The organism is Streptomyces sp. NPDC101191 (assembly GCF_044767915.1).
Taxonomy (GTDB): domain Bacteria; phylum Actinomycetota; class Actinomycetes; order Streptomycetales; family Streptomycetaceae; genus Streptomyces.
In genome coordinates this window covers 1,298,413-1,313,940 of sequence record NZ_JBIWOU010000002.1, presented here as the reverse complement: position 1 = coordinate 1,313,940, position 15,528 = coordinate 1,298,413, and the positions used below count along the sequence as shown (strand labels likewise).

The 15,528-nt window shown below is 72.1% G+C and carries 14 protein-coding genes; 9 read left to right on the top strand and 5 right to left on the bottom strand.

Annotation, left to right across the window (positions count from 1 at the left end; genetic code table 11):
- Positions 1 to 151: 151 nt before the first annotated feature.
- On the top strand, positions 152 to 1,468 hold the full coding sequence (locus tag ACIRQF_RS12755) for a hydrolytic protein (protein WP_404091560.1): 1,317 nt from the start codon (positions 152 to 154) through the stop codon (positions 1,466 to 1,468).
- 396 nt (positions 1,469 to 1,864) lie between these two features.
- Here ACIRQF_RS12755 and ACIRQF_RS12750 read toward each other — a convergent pair whose 3' ends face one another.
- Entirely contained in the window at positions 1,865 to 3,964 is a 2,100-nt protein-coding gene (locus tag ACIRQF_RS12750; RefSeq protein WP_404091557.1) for a DUF4157 domain-containing protein, read from the bottom strand.
- A gap of 116 nt (positions 3,965 to 4,080) precedes the next feature.
- Positions 4,081 to 5,874, bottom strand: coding sequence for a DUF4157 domain-containing protein (locus ACIRQF_RS12745; protein ID WP_404091555.1), 1,794 nt, complete (start codon positions 5,872 to 5,874; stop codon positions 4,081 to 4,083).
- Positions 5,875 to 6,445: 571 nt separating this feature from the next.
- Between ACIRQF_RS12745 and ACIRQF_RS12740 the strand changes: the two genes are divergently transcribed.
- The 7 genes from ACIRQF_RS12740 (at position 6,446) to ACIRQF_RS12710 (ending at position 12,483) form a co-directional block, all read left to right on the top strand.
- Positions 6,446 to 7,303, top strand: coding sequence for a HipA family kinase (locus ACIRQF_RS12740; protein ID WP_404091552.1), 858 nt, complete (start codon positions 6,446 to 6,448; stop codon positions 7,301 to 7,303).
- Entirely contained in the window at positions 7,300 to 7,683 is a 384-nt protein-coding gene (locus ACIRQF_RS12735; protein ID WP_376631828.1) for a DUF3037 domain-containing protein, read from the top strand. The genes ACIRQF_RS12740 and ACIRQF_RS12735 overlap by 4 nt, the downstream gene beginning before the upstream one ends.
- Positions 7,684 to 7,857: 174 nt before the next feature.
- Positions 7,858 to 8,619 (top strand): 3-oxoacyl-ACP reductase FabG, encoded by a 762-nt coding sequence (fabG, locus tag ACIRQF_RS12730; RefSeq protein WP_376631826.1) that lies wholly within the window; start codon positions 7,858 to 7,860, stop codon positions 8,617 to 8,619.
- 26 nt (positions 8,620 to 8,645) lie between these two features.
- A complete protein-coding gene (locus tag ACIRQF_RS12725) occupies positions 8,646 to 9,413 on the top strand; it encodes an SDR family oxidoreductase (protein WP_376631824.1) in 768 nt (255 codons plus the stop codon).
- Positions 9,414 to 9,561: 148 nt separating this feature from the next.
- Positions 9,562 to 11,142 carry an ABC transporter substrate-binding protein gene (locus tag ACIRQF_RS12720; protein WP_404091548.1) on the top strand — a complete coding sequence of 527 codons (1,581 nt, stop codon included), beginning with the start codon at positions 9,562 to 9,564 and terminating at the stop codon, positions 11,140 to 11,142.
- Between the two features lie 93 nt (positions 11,143 to 11,235).
- Complete coding sequence (gene ung / locus ACIRQF_RS12715) at positions 11,236 to 11,919, top strand: uracil-DNA glycosylase (RefSeq protein ID WP_376631820.1); 684 nt, start codon at positions 11,236 to 11,238, stop codon at positions 11,917 to 11,919.
- 120 nt (positions 11,920 to 12,039) lie between these two features.
- Positions 12,040 to 12,483, top strand: a complete 444-nt coding sequence (locus tag ACIRQF_RS12710; protein WP_376632011.1) for a hypothetical protein — start codon at positions 12,040 to 12,042, stop codon at positions 12,481 to 12,483.
- Here ACIRQF_RS12710 and ACIRQF_RS12705 read toward each other — a convergent pair.
- The 3 genes from ACIRQF_RS12705 to ACIRQF_RS12695 all read right to left on the bottom strand — a co-directional run bounded on the left by ACIRQF_RS12705 (position 12,471) and on the right by ACIRQF_RS12695 (position 14,219).
- Entirely contained in the window at positions 12,471 to 12,923 is a 453-nt protein-coding gene (locus ACIRQF_RS12705; protein ID WP_382482321.1) for a hypothetical protein, read from the bottom strand. The two genes, ACIRQF_RS12710 and ACIRQF_RS12705, sit on opposite strands and share 13 nt — an antisense overlap.
- A 110-nt stretch (positions 12,924 to 13,033) precedes the next feature.
- Positions 13,034 to 13,561 (bottom strand): DinB family protein, encoded by a 528-nt coding sequence (locus ACIRQF_RS12700; RefSeq protein ID WP_382482319.1) that lies wholly within the window; start codon positions 13,559 to 13,561, stop codon positions 13,034 to 13,036.
- A gap of 52 nt (positions 13,562 to 13,613) precedes the next feature.
- Positions 13,614 to 14,219, bottom strand: a complete 606-nt coding sequence (locus ACIRQF_RS12695) for a TetR/AcrR family transcriptional regulator (protein WP_389752800.1) — start codon at positions 14,217 to 14,219, stop codon at positions 13,614 to 13,616.
- A gap of 120 nt (positions 14,220 to 14,339) precedes the next feature.
- Between ACIRQF_RS12695 and ACIRQF_RS12690 the strand changes: the two genes are divergently transcribed.
- Positions 14,340 to 15,524: an FAD-dependent monooxygenase gene (locus ACIRQF_RS12690; protein ID WP_404091544.1), complete on the top strand. Its 1,185-nt coding sequence runs from the start codon at positions 14,340 to 14,342 to the stop codon at positions 15,522 to 15,524.
- Positions 15,525 to 15,528 lie beyond the last annotated feature (4 nt).

Here is a 15,528-nt window from a genome sequence, read left to right as displayed (position 1 = left end):
TGGGGGATGGGGAGATGCGGAACGGGGCAGGAGAGTTCCGGCGCGCGGAATCGGCTCACGCGGCCAACTGCCCGACGAGGCAGCACCGTTGCCCGGTGCGTTGCCCTCCTGACCGTCGCGGCGCCCGCGGCGCCGTCGATAGCGTCGGGGGGTGACGTCCCCAGCAGCCTCTTCCAGCCCTGGCACGCCCGCGCTCGACATCCCGCGGGTGTCGGTGACGCCGGGCGGCACCGCGATCACCAGCCTGACCGTGCGCAACGACGGCGACATCGTCGAGGCGTACGGCCTGGAGGTGGTCGGCGACTGCGCCGCCTGGACGACGGTGGAACCCGAGCGGGTCTCCCTGTATCCGGGCACCTCCGAGACGGTGACGATCCGGCTCGCGCCGCCGCGCTCCTCGCAGGTACGGGCCGGCGACATGCCCCTCGCCGTACGTGTGCTGCCCACCGAGCACCCCGACGCCGTCCGGGTCCCCGAGACCGTGGTCCATGTCGAGGAGTTCCGGGAACTGCGCACCGCCGTCGCCCCGCGACGCCGCCGCGGCTGGCTCCGCGGGCGCTACCGGCTCGCGGTGCGCAACGAGGGCAACGCGCCTGTACGGCTGGGCTTCACGGCGGGACAGCCCGGCGAGGAGCTGAAGTTCGACTTCCGGCCCACCGCCCAGGCGCTCGAGCCCGGGGAGTCCGCCGAGGTGGGGCTGCGCGTCCGGACGGGCCGGCCGGTCTGGTTCGGAACGCCGGTCACGTGGCCCTTCACGGTGGACGTGACCGAGGAGCGGGACGCCGAGGAGACTGAGCACCCGACCCTGGTCCGGTCGCCGCTGGACGCGGAGTTCGTCCAGATCCCGATCTTCCCGAGGTGGCTGCTCGTGGTCCTGGCGGCGCTGCTCGCGCTGCTGCTCGCCTGGTTCGCGCTGGTGCGCCCGGCGGTGCGCAGCACCGCCAAGGAGGCCGCCGACGAACTCGTCCAGAAGCGGCCGGCCCCCAGTGCCGAGCCGAGCACAACGCCGTCCACGGGGACCGGCGACGGCAAGCGGCCCGGCGGCACCGGGAAGGGTACGGGCGGGAACGGCTCCGGCGAGGGCACGGGACCTGGCGGCAGCTCCGGCGGCGGGCAGCAGGGCTCGACCACGATCGACCTGGAGACCTCCGGCGGCCGGACCGAGACCGGCACCTACACGGTGCCGAAGGACAAGGCGTTCGACATCACGGACATCGTGGTCGCCAACTTCCAGGGAGACGAGGGCGTGATGACCATCGCCTTCGGCGAGCGGAAGATCACGACGATCGCCCTGGAGACCTTCCGCAACCAGGACTACCACTGGGTCACCCCCATCAGGATCGCCGAGAACCAGACCGTGACCATCCAGGTGACCTGCGCGAAGCCGGGCACCCCCGCCACCGGGCGGCAGGCGCAGAAGTGCCACGAGGTCCTGAACGTGAGCGGAGTGCTCAGCGACCTCAGGTGATCCGGTGGTACGGACCATCCTCGGTGAGATCCGTGGAGGTGCAAACCGCGCGGGGCCGCGCTGTCCGGAAGGTGACGACCCTGAGTGACGAGGAGATGTCCGGATTCCGGACAGGTTTTCGCATGTGAAAGTGGGCAAAACGGCGAACTACGGTCCGCCGTTTCGCGTCCGACGGGCGGGGCAGAAAGACCGGATCACACCCTTCCTCCACCGCCCCGACCCGGCAGGCTCGTCAGGCCTGTGAGGCCGGTCGCAACTGGACGCCCGCAATGCCCGCCGCCGGACCCGCCCGACCCGCCCGACCCGCTGGACCTGTCAGGCCTGCCAGGCCCGCCGGACCCGCCAGGTCTGGCAGACCCGTCGGACCTGCCAGACCCGTCGGACCTGCCGGACCTGTCAGGACACCGGCACCGGCAGCTGCTGCCCCGAGCGCAGCACGACCCTGGCCGAGCCGAGATCGACCGTGTTCGGCAGCATCGCCTGCGGCCGCAGCAGGTCCTTGAGCAGGTACCTCATCAGCTCCTCGCCGGACATGGCCTTGAGCCGGGCGGCGAGCTCCGGATTGACCGGCTCCAGCCGAAGGATCTCCACGATCCCCCGCTCCACGAGGCCGGGCACGATGTCCGCGCCCATCAGCGTGTTGGACCGCAGCCGCTCCTCGTGGACCTGGGCGTGCGCCCCGCCCCCGTACGTCATGGTGCTGAACTCGTCCGCCAGTGCCTGCGTCATCACGAACGGGATCTGTCCGCGACGCTCCGGGTCCGACTCGTTCTCCATCTCGTCCATCATCCGCGAGTGGTCCATCTTGTCGGCGGCGGCCGTCGCCCCCACGTCGAACTTCCGGACCGGCAGTGTGAACTCCGGCGAGAACTGGTCCTCCCGGGTGCCCAGCCGGCTCTGCGTCCGCGCCGGATCGGAGGGCTGCGCCCGCACCGTCGGGTACTCGCGCTGGGCGAAGTCGCTGAGCATCAGCCAGCCCTGGGTCATCAGAGGGGAGCCGGCCAGCGGGATCTCGATGCGGGCCGGCTCCGAGCCGCCGAACCGGGTCTCGCGGAACGGGCTGCCCGGGTACTCCAGGAAGAAGAAGACGAAGCCCTCGTTGGCCAGGACGTGCTTGTCGTACGCCTCCGAGTTGTTCGGCGCGTCGGGATTCGCCCGGAGCAGCTCGGTCTTGGACTTCATGTGCCCCTGGGCGAGCATCTGTTCGGCCCGCTCCCTGGCCGTGTAGTGGGCGAGCACGCTCTGCCGCAGCGCCGTCCCTAGCTTGGTCCGTACGTCGGTCACCCAGGCCTCGTCCTTCTTCGGGGCGACCTCCTTGTTCATGCCGGCCAGGTTGAGCTCGGACAGCTCGCGGAAGTAGCTCGCCCCGCGCATGCTGAACGCGGCCGCGCTGTCGGCCCACTCCTCGCGCTGCCAGAGCATGCCCTGGTCCGTCATCGCGCGGAACGGCTCCCGGGCGGCGTCCGGCAGGCTGTCGTCCCGGCTGATCTGGCCGCGCACGACCTGGAGTTCGCTCTCGACGGCGGTCAGGGCCGCGGTCAGGAACTCCGCGTTCGGGCCGTTCGCGTCCTCCACCTCCGGGGCGATCAGGTGCTGGAGCTGCGTCAGTGCCATCAGACAGTGCATCGCGTCGCGGTGGGGATCCTCGTCGTACGCCTTGATGGCGTTGCGCACCTCGGTCACGAGCGGGCCGCTCGCGGTCGGCTGGGAGCGGTTCAGCGACGCCTTGACCCGCCCGAACAGGCCTCCGCCACTCGTCGGCTCGGCCGTGGCCGGCAGCGACTTGCCCAGCTCCTCGTGGCCCTTGCGCTGTACGACGCCTCCTGACCCGGCCGACGGCCCGGTTCCGGTGGGGGAGCCGTGATCGTGCCCGTCCGTGGCGCGGCGGCCGGCCGGTCCGGACATCACCCGCCGAGCGTTCGCCTCGGCCGCCCGCTCGAACCTGTCGCCGGGGTCGCTGACCCGCAGTCCGTGGCCCGTGTCCGTCCCCGCCACCGGTCCCTGCCGTTGCTGGATCACATGCGTCAGCTCATGGGCGAGGGTGTGCTTGTCCTTCCCGCCGTCGGTGAGCACCACATGGTTCCCCGAGGTGTACGCTCGGGCGCCCAGCTCGTCGGCGGAGCGCTGGGCGACCGGGTCGGTGTGCACCCGTACGTCGCCGAAGTCGGCTCCGAGCCGGTCCTCCATCTCCGTGCGCACGGACGCGTCGAGCGGCCGTCCCGGTGTCCGGAGCACCTGGTGCGCCGCGGAACGCTGCACCGGCGCGGCCTCGTCCTGAGCCTCACCCCGGGACGCGGCGGCGCGGCCGGCGGCGAGCATGCGGGTCACCGCCGCGTTGCCGACGGCCCGCTGGAGCGCCGGAAGAGTGCCTGCCGCAGGGTTCGTGACCGGCGGCGCGGCAGCGGGCCGCTCCTCGGCCCGGCCGGGCTGCCGGGACCGGGCGGGGCCGTCCTTGGCGGCATCGGCCGAGGCCTTGCGGTGAGCGGGGCTGCGCATGGGGTCTGCCTCCCGGGAGACGCGGTGGGACGCCCTCCTGCCTACCAGTGGCCCGGCCCCCCGGCCATGCCCGTTCGGGCAGAGCCGGGGGAAGACGGAGGAGGACCGGCCGTCGATCAGGCGGTGCCGGAACCGGTGCCGGATCCGCCGCCGGCGCCGCCGCGGGCCCGGCTGGACGGATTGCTCTGACCCCGGTCGTGCCGATACGCCTCCTCGGCCCACCGGGCGAGACTGTCCAGCTCCGTCTTCAACTCGTCCCAGGTCTTCTTGTTGGAACCCATCGTGCGGATCTCGAACGGCACCATCGTCGAGCCCGCCTCCTTGTGCGGGGCGATCTGGTTCATGCCGCCGAACACGCTCTGCTGGTCCACCTGGGTGTCCCCGTGGATCGCCGACCGGGCGAAGTCGATGAGCGACACCGGGTTTCCGTCGATCTCGCGGGTCGCCTGTTCCCGGAACTCGAGTTCGTGGTCACCCTGCCCCGGTTTCTCCTGATAGCGGGCCAGGACGTCGACGACCTCCTCGGCCGTGCCCGTCAGGAAGTCGCGGAACTCCTCGGCGAGCAGCGCGCGCACGTCCGAGAGCCGGGATCGGGAGAGGACGGCGGTCAGGTTCTTGATCTGGCCGGAGTCCTCGGCCTCCGCGAGGTAGTCGGCCACCGCCGCGATCTGCATGAAGAACAGCTGGGCGTAGCCGTCGAGTTCGTCCGTCTCCACCTCACGCTTGCGCTTCTTCGAGGCGTACTGCGCCTTGTTGTCCTCGTACAGCTTCACGATGTCGTCGGCGAAGTCCCGCGCTTGCGAAAGCCGGAATCGTGCCCGGCGGCTCGGCGCCCCCCGCACGTCGGGCGCGGCCTCCCGCAGGTGGTCGAAGAACAGCGGCATGCCCCGCAGCGGGACACCGACCGAGTAGTGCACGAACAGTCCGTCACCGTTGCCGGACGAGCCCGCCTCCTCGGGGTAGCCCACGCCCGGCGCGACCCGGGCGTCCGCTCCCGCCGGAAGGATCTGCAGGTCCAGAGGCATGCCCGCCAGCGGTGTCCGGTCCGTGGCGGCGTAGAATCCCTCACGGACCCGCCTGATCTCGTCGACCAGCCGGACCAGCCGCTCCCGGCCGGACTCGCTCTGCGGGCCGACCACCTTGACCGCCCCGGTCACGAACTCGATGTTCGAGTACGTGCCCCTCCTGCCCGCCCCCAGGAGCCGTTTGTCGGAGACGACCTTGAAGTCCTCCTTCGTGCTCTGGGCCAGGTCGGTGTCACCCGGGTAGTTGTGCCCTGCCGAGTCCTGTACGGGCAGGCTGACCTCGGTCTCGAAGCCCAGCATGCGCTGTACGGGTGCGCCGTCGCCCGCCCGGCCGGGCCGCCCCGGCTCCGTGGACTCCCGCTGCTCCGTGGCCCGTTGGACCGGCGGGCCGGCCATCACCCGCCGCGCGTTCGCCTCCGCCGCCCGCTCGAAGGCGTCCGACGGGTCGGAGAGTGCGAGCCCGGCCCCGTTGTCCGTACCGGACACGGGTCCGCTGCGCTGCTGGACCACATGCGTCAACTCGTGCGCCAGGGTGTGCTTGTCGGCGCCGCCGGAGCCGATGACCACATTGCTTCCGGAGGTGTAGGCCCGCGCCCCGATCTCGGCCGCGGACCGTTGGGCCGTCGCTCCCGTGTGGACGCGTACGTCGGAGAAGTCCGCGCCGAGCCGGCTCTCCATCTCCCGCCGGAGCGGCTCGGCGAGCGGCCGCCCGGGCCGCCGGAGCACGTCGGGGACGAGGGAACGCGGCGCGGCGTCCTGGCCGGGGCTCGGGGCCTGGCCGTGGCCGCAGTCCGCGTCGTGCGTGTGCCGCTCGCGCTGCACCGCCCGTGCGACGGCCGCGTTCCCGATGGCCGCCTGCAGCGCGCCGGCCCGGCTGGGGGACACGACACCCGGTCCTGGCACGGCGGGCCCGACTGCCCTGGCCTCCTGGCCCTGACCCGTACGCTCGTCACCGGCCGCCCGTTCGCCGGGCGCCCCGCCCCGCCCCCTGGCTTTCGCGTGCACCAGACCCCCTCCGGGCCGACCTCACCGCCACTCTCCCTGATGCCTACCTCAGCCCCGGTCGCCGCACACAGGTACCCGAGGGCAGTCCCGGGTCCACCGGTGGTGCCCTCGGCGCCGGGCCTGGGGAGCACCGGGTTCTTTGAAGACACGGACGACGCCGCGCACATGACGCGGCTCGGCGATCCCGGCTTCGCCGTGCCCACGCTCCGGCAGCGGCGGCCCGGACATCCCTCGCCGGCGATCACCCTCGGTTACTATGCTCACTTCATGCCGGAAGCCGGCAGCAAGGGGCGCGGCACCATCGACGGTCCGCTTGGGGAGCGGGGAGACCGGCGCGCCGGCCGAAAGTCCCCGGACCATCCCCATCGCCGTTGACCCGTGACTCCTGCCTCTGCGCTCCGGAGAAGTCGTCCGTGGATGGTAAGGCTGAAGAGATGGGTGGCCTGGGAAAGTGTTGGAAGAGGTCGTAGCGACCCGCTATGTCACGCCCCTGCGTGAGGGTGGCTCGCTCCCCGGGATCGTCGAGGCCGACGATTACGGCACGTACGTCATGAAGTTCACCGGCGCCGGTCAGGGCCGCAAGACCCTCGTCGCCGAGGTGATCTGCGGGCAGCTGGCCCGTCGCCTCGGGCTGAGGGTGCCGGAGCTCGTCACCATCCAGCTCGACCCCGTCATCGGGCTCTCCGAGCCCGACCAGGAGGTGCAGGAGCTGCTCAAGGCGAGCGGCGGCCTCAACCTCGGCATGGACTTCCTGCCGGGCTCGCTCGGCTTCGACCCGCTCGCCTACGAGGTCGACCCGAAGGAGGCCGGCCGGGTCGTCTGGTTCGACGCGGTGATCAACAACGTCGACCGGTCCTGGCGCAATCCGAACATGCTGGTCTGGCACGGCGACCTGTGGCTCATCGACCACGGCGCCACCATGATCTGGCACCACAACTGGCCCGGCGCCCAGGCCTCCGCGGCCAAGCCCTACGACGCCTCCGACCACGCCCTCGCGCGGTTCTCGCCGGACGTCGCCGCGGCGGCCGCGGAGCTCGCCCCGCTGGTCACCAGGGAACTGCTCACCGAGGTCGCGGCCGAGGTGCCCGACGAGTGGCTGGTCGACGAGCCCGGCTTCGCGAGCACCGACGAGCTGCGGGCCGCCTACGTGGAGGCCCTGGTGCCGCGCGCCGCGACCATCCACGAGCGGATCACCCTCGGACCGCGCTCCGACCGGCGCCCCCAGCAGCCGCCCGGCTGGCTCGCCGAACGCCTCGCCCCCCGGCCGCAGGCCGCCCAGGACGCCACCGAGAAGGACAGCACCACGTGACCGACCGCGATGTCTTCGAGTACGCGCTGCTGCGGGTCGTGCCCCGCGTCGAGCGCGGTGAGTGCTTCAACGCCGGCGTGGTCGTCTACTGCCGCGCCCGGTCCTTCGTGGCCGCCCGCACCCACCTCGACGAGGCCAAGCTGGCCGCGCTGGACCCCCGGGCGGACGTCGCCGGCGTGCGGGCCGCGCTGCACGCGGTCGAGGGGGTCTGCACGGGCGGCGAGGCCGCGGGGCAGGCCGCGGGCGACGACGCGGGACGGCGCTTCCGCTGGCTGATCGCGCCCCGCTCGACGGTGGTGCAGCCCGGCCCCGTGCACACCGGTCTGACGACCGATCCCGGGGCCGAGGTGGAACGCCTGCTCGAGCTTCTCGTGCGCTGAGTGACCCGGTGCACCCGGTGGGCCGTTGACACCGGGTGCCAGGGCTTCTAGCGTCTCGTCTGCGGTCGATACTAAGCGGTCGCTCATCTCCGGAAGGGCGGGTGTCCGGGAGAACGGGCGGCGCGCGGGGTACGGACCGTATCCAGGGACGAACCAAGGGCGAGGAGAACCAGCATGTCCACCACCGAGCAGCGCGTAGCCGTCGTCACGGGTGCGGCGCGGGGCATCGGAGCCGCCACCGCGATCCGGCTCGCGGCCGAGGGCCGCGCCGTCGCCGTACTCGACCTCGACGAGGCGGCCTGCAAGGACACCGTCGAGAAGATCACCGCCGCCGGCGGCACCGCGCTCGCCGTCGGCTGCGACGTCTCCGACAGCGCCCAGGTGGAGGCCGCGATCGCCCGGGTCGCCGCCGAGCTCGGCGCCCCGACGATCCTCGTCAACAACGCGGGTGTGCTCCGCGACAACCTGCTCTTCAAGATGTCCGAGGCCGACTGGGACCTCGTGATGAACGTGCACCTCAAGGGCGCGTTCCTGATGGCCAAGGCCTGTCAGAAGCACATGGTGGACGCGGGCTTCGGCCGGATCGTCTCGCTGTCCTCCTCCTCCGCCCTCGGCAACCGCGGCCAGGCCAACTACTCCGCCGTCAAGGCCGGCCTGCAGGGCTTCACGAAGACCCTCGCCAAGGAGCTCGGCAAGTTCGGCATCACCGCCAACGCCGTCGCCCCGGGCTTCATCGTCACCGAGATGACCGCGCAGACCGCCGAGCGCGTCGGCATGGGCTTCGAGGAGTTCCAGGCCGCCGCCGCCACCATGATCCCGGTGCAGCGCGTCGGCAAGCCGGACGACATCGCCAACGCCATCGCCTTCTTCACGGGCGACGACGCCGGCTTCGTCTCCGGCCAGGTCCTGTACGTGGCCGGCGGCCCGCTCAACTGACTCGCGGCACGGAGGAGTTCACACACATGAGCGCGAAGGAGCTGCCCGAGCTCTCGGGCAAGGTCGCCCTCGTCACCGGCGCGAGCCGGGGCATCGGCTACGGAGTCGCCGAGGCCCTCGTGGCCCGCGGCGACCGGGTGTGCATCACCGGAAGGGGCGAGGAGGCCCTCAAGGAGGCCGTGGAGCGCCTCGGCGCCGACCGGGTCGTCGCGGTGCCCGGCAAGGCCCACGACGAGGCCCACCAGGCCGCTGCGGTCGAGGCCACCATGGAGGCCTTCGGCCGGGTCGACTACCTGGTGAACAACGCCGGCACCAACCCGGTCTTCGGCCCCATCGCCGAGCTCGACCTGGGGGTGGCCCGCAAGGTCTTCGAGACCAACGTGGTCTCGGCGCTCGGCTTCGCCCAGCAGACCTACCGGGCGTGGCAGAAGGAGCACGGCGGGGCGATCGTGAACATCGCCTCGGTCGCCGGCATCTCCGCGTCGCCGTTCATCGGCGCGTACGGAATGAGCAAGGCGGCCATGATCAACCTGACCCTCCAGCTGGCGCACGAGTTCGCGCCGATGGTCCGGGTCAACGCGATCGCGCCGGCCGTCGTGAAGACGAAGTTCGCCGCCGCGCTCTACGAGGGACGGGAGGCCGAGGCGGCCGCCCCGTACCCGCTCGGCCGGCTCGGCGAGCCGTCGGACATCGGCGGCGCGGCCGCGTTCCTCACGTCGTCCCAGTCGGACTGGATCACCGGGCAGACCCTGGTCGTCGACGGCGGGATTTTCCTGAACGCCGGTGTCGGGTGACCGGTATCCGGACACTTCCCTGATTTATTGACCGGTTTGGCCCCGGTTATACGACGAATGCCTCGAGTGCCCCGCCCGGGCGGACCATTGACCTGGCGGGGCGCTGCGGTATCGTCTGCCGATCCCAGGCTGAACGAGGAGCGTGCACGTGTTCAACCGGACCAGTCTGCAGGCCGCTGCAGCCCTTGCGTCCATATCCCTCCTGTCCGGATGCAGTGTGTTTTCGGACGGTGAATCCGCAGCGGAACAGAGAATCGTCGTAGGGACGACGAGTTCTCCCACGACCCTCGATCCGGCAGCCGCCTGGGACAATTCCTGGGAGCTTTTCCGGAATGTCTTCCAGACGCTCGTGAGTTTCCCGACCGGCAGTACGAGTCCGCAGCCGGACGCCGCGGACTGCCAGTTCAAGCAAGGTTCCTCCAGCCGTGTCTTCGAGTGCCAGATCCATGACGGGATCACCTTCTCGAACGGGCACAAGCTGGACGCCGAGGCCGTGAAGTACTCGATCGAGCGGATCCGCACGATCAACCACAAGGGCGGCCCCAACGGCATGCTGGGCTCGCTCGACAAGATCGAGGTCGTCGACCCCCGCACCGTGGTCTTCCGGCTCAACAAGCCGGACGCGACCTTCCCCTTCATCCTCGCCACCCCGGCCATGTCGATCGTCGACCCGGCCGAGTACCCGGCGGACAAGCTCCGCGAGGACGGCAAGCTGCTCGGATCCGGCCCGTACGTGCTCGACTCGTACGCCGAGAACGACAAGGCCGAGCTGACCCGCAACCCGAGCTACAAGGGCTTCGCCGACCGCAAGAACGGCGGCGTGACCATCCGGTACTTCAAGGAGTCCGAGGCGATGGTCGCGGCCCTGAAGAAGAAGGACATCGACGCCACCTACCGCGGTCTGACCGCTGCCGAGGTCGTCGACCTCCAGAGCGACAAGCCGGAGAACCAGGGCCTCCAGCTCGTCGAGTCCACCGGCGCCGACATCCGCTACCTGGTCTTCAACTCCAAGGACGACTCCGTCTCGAGGCTGCCCGTCCGCAAGGCCATCGCGCAGCTCGTCAACCGCGACGAGCTGGTCAACAAGGTCTACCAGGGCACCGCCGAGCCGCTGTACTCGATGGTCCCCAAGGGCATCGCGGGCCACACCACGAAGTTCTTCGACCGCTTCGGGAAGCCGGACCCGGCCAAGGCCAGGTCCATCCTGCGCTCCGCCGGCATCAAGAAGCCGGTCAAGCTCGACTTCTGGTACACCACGGACCGGTACGGCTCCTCGACCGCGCCCGAGTTCGCCGAGCTGAAGCGCCAGCTGGAGGAGTCCGGGCTCTTCGAGGTCACCCTGCACGGCAAGCCGTGGAAGGAGTTCCAGGCGGGCTACCAGAAGGGCGAGTACCCGGTCTTCGGCCGCGGCTGGTTCCCCGACTTCCCGGACCCGGACAACTTCATCGCCCCGTTCGTGGGCAAGGAGAACGTCCTCGGCACCCCGTACGTCAGCCCCCGGATCACGGACGAGCTGATCCCCAAGTCCCGGCGGGAGAGCGACCGTGCGTCCGTCACGGACGAGTTCTCCGAGGCGCAGGAGATCATGGTCCAGGACGTGCGGCTGCTACCCCTGTGGCAGGGCAAGCTCTACATCGCCGCGAGCGAGGACATCGCCGGCGGTGAGCGGGCGCTCGACCCGCAGACCGTCATGCAGATGTGGGAGCTCCAGCGTCGCACCAGCTGGTAGCGGGCGCGGGACCCGGGCGGCGGACGGCGTTGTCAGTGGCCCCCGGTAGGTTCTCGTTCGGAGTAATACGAAAGCCCACCGGAGGTTGTTGACGTGACCGACACCGACATGCTGCCCGAGTCCTGGCGCGGCGTCCTCGGCGAGGAGCTGCAGAAGCCCTACTTCAAGCAGCTCACCGAGTTCGTCGAGGAGGAGCGGGCGAAGGGGCCGGTCTACCCCCCGCGCGACGAGGTCTTCGCCGCCCTCGCCGCCACCCCGTTCGACAAGGTGAAGGTCCTGGTGCTCGGCCAGGACCCGTACCACGGCGAGGGTCAGGGGCACGGACTGTGCTTCTCGGTCCGGCCGGGCGTCAGGACCCCGCCCTCGCTGCGCAACATCTACAAGGAGATGCAGGCCGAGCTCGGCCACGACATCCCCGACAACGGCTATCTGATGCCGTGGGCCGAGCAGGGCGTGCTGCTGCTCAACGCGGTCCTCACGGTCCGGGCCGGCGAGGCCAACTCGCACAAGGGCAAGGGCTGGGAGAAGTTCACCGACGCGGTGATCTCGGCCGTCGCCTCCCGCCCCGACCCGGCGGTCTTCGTCCTGTGGGGCAACTACGCCCAGAAGAAGCTCCCGCTCATCGACGAGGAGCGGCACGTGGTCGTCAAGGGCGCGCACCCCTCGCCGCTGTCGGCGAAGAAGTTCTTCGGCTCCCGCCCGTTCACCCAGATCGACGAGGCCGTCGCGGCCCAGGGGCACGAGCCGATCGACTGGCGCATCCCCGACCTCGGCTGAGCCTCGCCCGGATCCGGCGCGGCGGGAGCTAGCGTCGGATCCGGTCCCTCGCACCGGGGGCCGGGGAGCCAGCACGTGGAGGCCGTAGTGACCGGGCAGCAGGTGTCGGACGACGCCGTCATGACCAGGATCGGGCAGGCGATGATGCTGCTCCACGGCGGCGACCGGGAAGAGGCCCGCAATCGCTTCGGTGCGATCTGGGACCAGCTCGGGCCGGACGGCGACCCGCTGCACCGCTGCACGCTCGCCCACTACATGGCCGACGCCCAGGACGACCCCGACGTCGAGCTCGCCTGGGACCTGCGCGCCCTGACGGCCGCCGAGGGCCTCGACGAGGACCGGCTCGCCCTGCACGACTCCACGGCGGCACTGCGTGCCCTGTACCCCTCGCTGCACCTCAACCTGGCCGCCGACTACGTGAAGCTGGCCCGCCCCGACGCGGCCCGGGTCCATCTGGACCGGGCCCGTCTCGCCGCCGAGGGCCTGGACGACGACGGGTACGGCAACGGGGTGCGGGCCGCCATCGAGCGCCTGGAGCTGCGGCTGCGCGGTCAGCGCCCGTAGGTGCCCCGGCAGATCCGGGCCTGGTCGCTGCCCGGGCTCCAGCCGCCGTAGGACTCGCCGAGCGCGCACACGTCGGCCCGGTCGCGGGGCACCTTCGGCAGCACGGGCAGGACCACGTCCGGATACGGCCGCTGCCGCGGTACGGCGGACGGGCGCGGGCGCTCGGTCCGGTGCGGGCGGGCGGGGTCGGCCCCGCCGGGACCGTGCCGCTCGGGGGTCGCGCGGGGTTCGGGGGCCGGCGGATCGGGCATCGCCGCCTCCAGGGCCTCGCGGGCGGGGCCCTGGACGATCTGGGGCGCGACGTCCTGGCCGGCGGGGCCGGCGGCCCGGCCCGGGGTGGGCGCGGGGGCCGTCGGCGGCGGTTCGACCGCGACACAGCCCGTGAGGGCGGCCATGGCCACCCCGGCGAGCAGCGTCACAGTGGTTCGGGTTCCATGCACCCGCGCAACTCTGCTGCTCGGGAGGTGTTCCGCGCGCCCCTACTCGCGGGGAATGCCCCGCACGAGTGATCACCCCGGTGCGGGCTGACCCGCCCGCACCGGGCTCCGGATCAGTCCCCGGTGGCGCCGTCGACCCGCTCGCGGACGAGGTCCGCGTGGCCGTTGTGGCGGGCGTACTCCTCGATCATGTGCAGATAGATCCACCGCAGGTTGAAGGTCTCGCCGGTGCGGTGCTTCCCGACGCCCACGTCGTCGAGGCCGCGCCCGGCGGCGTTGACCCGGGCCGCGGCGATCTCGCCCTGCCAGGCGGCGTAGGCCTCCTGCCAGGTGTCCTCCTCGGTGACGTGGAAGTCCCGGTCGGGGTCCTCCGCGGTGGAGAAGATCCAGCCGGCCTCCTCGCCTGCGAGAACCCTGCGGAACCAGCCGCGTTCGACCTCGGCCATGTGCCGGACGAGGCCCAGCAGCGTGAGGTTCGAGGGCGGGGCGGAGGCGGTGCGCAGCTGGGTCTCGTCGAGGCCCTCGCACTTCATGGCCAGGGTCGCCCGGTGGAAGTCGAGCCATTCCTCGAGGGCCGCGCGCTCTCCGGTGAGGGTGCCCGGGTCGACGCGGGGGGTGGATGCGATGCGTTCGGCAGTCATGCCCGCATCGTCGCCGATCCTCCGCGTGCCTGGCCAGGGAATTGACGCCGGTTCAGCCGCCGGCGCCGCCCAGCATGCCGCGCAGCAGCTCGTCGAAGCCGGTGCGCAGGTCCGCGCGGCTCGGCACGGACGCGTGGAAGGAGCCGGCCGCGCAGGAGAACATCAGCCCCTCGCACCAGGCGATGAGGGAGAGCGCGTGCCGCTCGGGCGCGGGGGAGCCGGCCTCGCGCATCATCGCGATCAGCGGGCCGTGGAAGACGGCGCCGGCGGAGTCGAAGAAGGCGCGCAGTTCCGGGCGGCGGGTGGCCTCCAGAGCGAGTTCGTAGCGGGAGACGAGCAGCGCCCGGTGGTCCGTCAGATAGCGGTGCAGAGCCAGCGCGAGGGCATCCGTCAGTGCCTCGGGCCCGGCGTCGGCGGCGGGCAGCTCGTGCGGGGCGAGGACCGCCGCCTCGTGCTGGACCTGGCGCCGCACCGCGGTCTCCAGGAGGGCCTGGCGGGTGCGGGCGTGGTTGGAGGTGGAGCCCTGCGGGAGTCCGGCCCGTTCGTCGACCGCGCGATGGGTCAGGCCGCGCATCCCCCGTTCGACGAGCAGGTCGAGGGCGGCGTCACCGATGCGGTCGGCGCGGGGGAGGGGGACGTCGGCGGCTGCTGCGGTCATGGGGACAACCTACCGAGCCCTCCCCTCCCTCCTGGAACTACAGATGTAGTACGCTCGGAGGGTAACTACACCTGTAGTCGCGAGTCGCAGTCACGATCCCGTCGTCCCCGAGGGGGAGTCATGGAACAGCACCGCGCCGTCGTCGTCGGAGCCGGTATCGGCGGCCTCACCGCCGCCGTCGCCCTGCGCGACCGCGGCTGGGACGTCACCGTCCTCGAACGCGCCACCGGACTCGCCCCGGTCGGCGCCGGCATCGGCCTTGCGCCCAACGCCCTGCGCGCCCTCGACGTCCTCGGCCTCGGCGACCGGGTCCGGGCCCTCGCCGCCTGGCAGGGCGACGGCGGCATGCGCCGCCCCGACGGCCGCTGGCTCTGCCGCACCGACGCCCGGGCCGCCGCCGAGCGGTTCGGCGGACCGCTCGTCCTGCTGCACCGGGCCACCCTCGTCGAACTCCTCACCTCCGCCCTGCCCGACGGCACCGTCCGCACCGCGGCCCCGGCCGCCCTCACCGATCCCGGCGACACCCGCCGCCCCGCCCGCGTCACCACCCCGGACGGAGACCTGGAGGCCGAACTCGTCGTCGCCGCCGACGGCATCCGCTCCGCCGTCCGCACCGACCTCTTCCCCGGCCACCCCGGCCCCCGCTACTCGGGCTTCACCACCTGGCGGGTCGTCATCCCCGCCCCCGAGCGGCCCTTCGCCCCCCACGAGACCTGGGGCCCCGCCCGCCTGTGGGGCAGCCAGCCCCTCAAGGACGGCCGGGTCTACGCCTACGCCATGGCCGCGGCGCCCGCCGGAGCCCACTCCGCCGACGGCGAGAAGGCCGAACTCCTGCGGCTCTTCGGCGACTGGCACGCCCCCGTGCCGGCGATCCTCGACGCCGCCGACGACCGTGCCGTCCTGCGCCACGACGTGCACCACCTGATCGACCCGCTGCCCGCCTTCCACCGCGGCCGCACCGCCCTCGTCGGCGACGCCGCCCACGCCATGCAGCCCACCCTCGGCCAGGGCGGCAACCAGGCCATCGAGGACGCCGTCGTGCTCGCCCACCACACGGCCTGCCGGCCCGTGCCCGCCGCACTCGCCGCCTACACCGCCGACCGGCTGCCGCGCACCACCGCGATCGTCCGCAAGGCCGCCCGCACCGGCCGCCTCGCGCTGCTCTCCGCCCGGCCCGCCGTCGCCCTGCGCGACGCGGCCGTGACCGCCGTCTCCCGCTTCGGCCCCGGACTGGTCCTGCGCGGCTTCGACGGCATCGCCGACTGGCGCCCGCCGATCTCCGACGCGACCGCCCGCGTAAGCTGACCGG

Coding starts and splice junctions, on each gene's coding strand:
- ACIRQF_RS12750 (WP_404091557.1), bottom strand. CDS start 3,964: ATGCGCAGCCCCGCTCACCGCAAGGCCTCGGCCGATGCCGCCAAGGAC.
- fabG (WP_376631826.1), top strand. CDS start 7,858: ATGTCCACCACCGAGCAGCGCGTAGCCGTCGTCACGGGTGCGGCGCGG.
- ACIRQF_RS12725 (WP_376631824.1), top strand. CDS start 8,646: ATGAGCGCGAAGGAGCTGCCCGAGCTCTCGGGCAAGGTCGCCCTCGTC.
- ACIRQF_RS12710 (WP_376632011.1), top strand. CDS start 12,040: ATGACCAGGATCGGGCAGGCGATGATGCTGCTCCACGGCGGCGACCGG.
- ACIRQF_RS12700 (WP_382482319.1), bottom strand. CDS start 13,561: ATGACTGCCGAACGCATCGCATCCACCCCCCGCGTCGACCCGGGCACC.
- ACIRQF_RS12695 (WP_389752800.1), bottom strand. CDS start 14,219: ATGACCGCAGCAGCCGCCGACGTCCCCCTCCCCCGCGCCGACCGCATC.
- ACIRQF_RS12690 (WP_404091544.1), top strand. CDS start 14,340: ATGGAACAGCACCGCGCCGTCGTCGTCGGAGCCGGTATCGGCGGCCTC.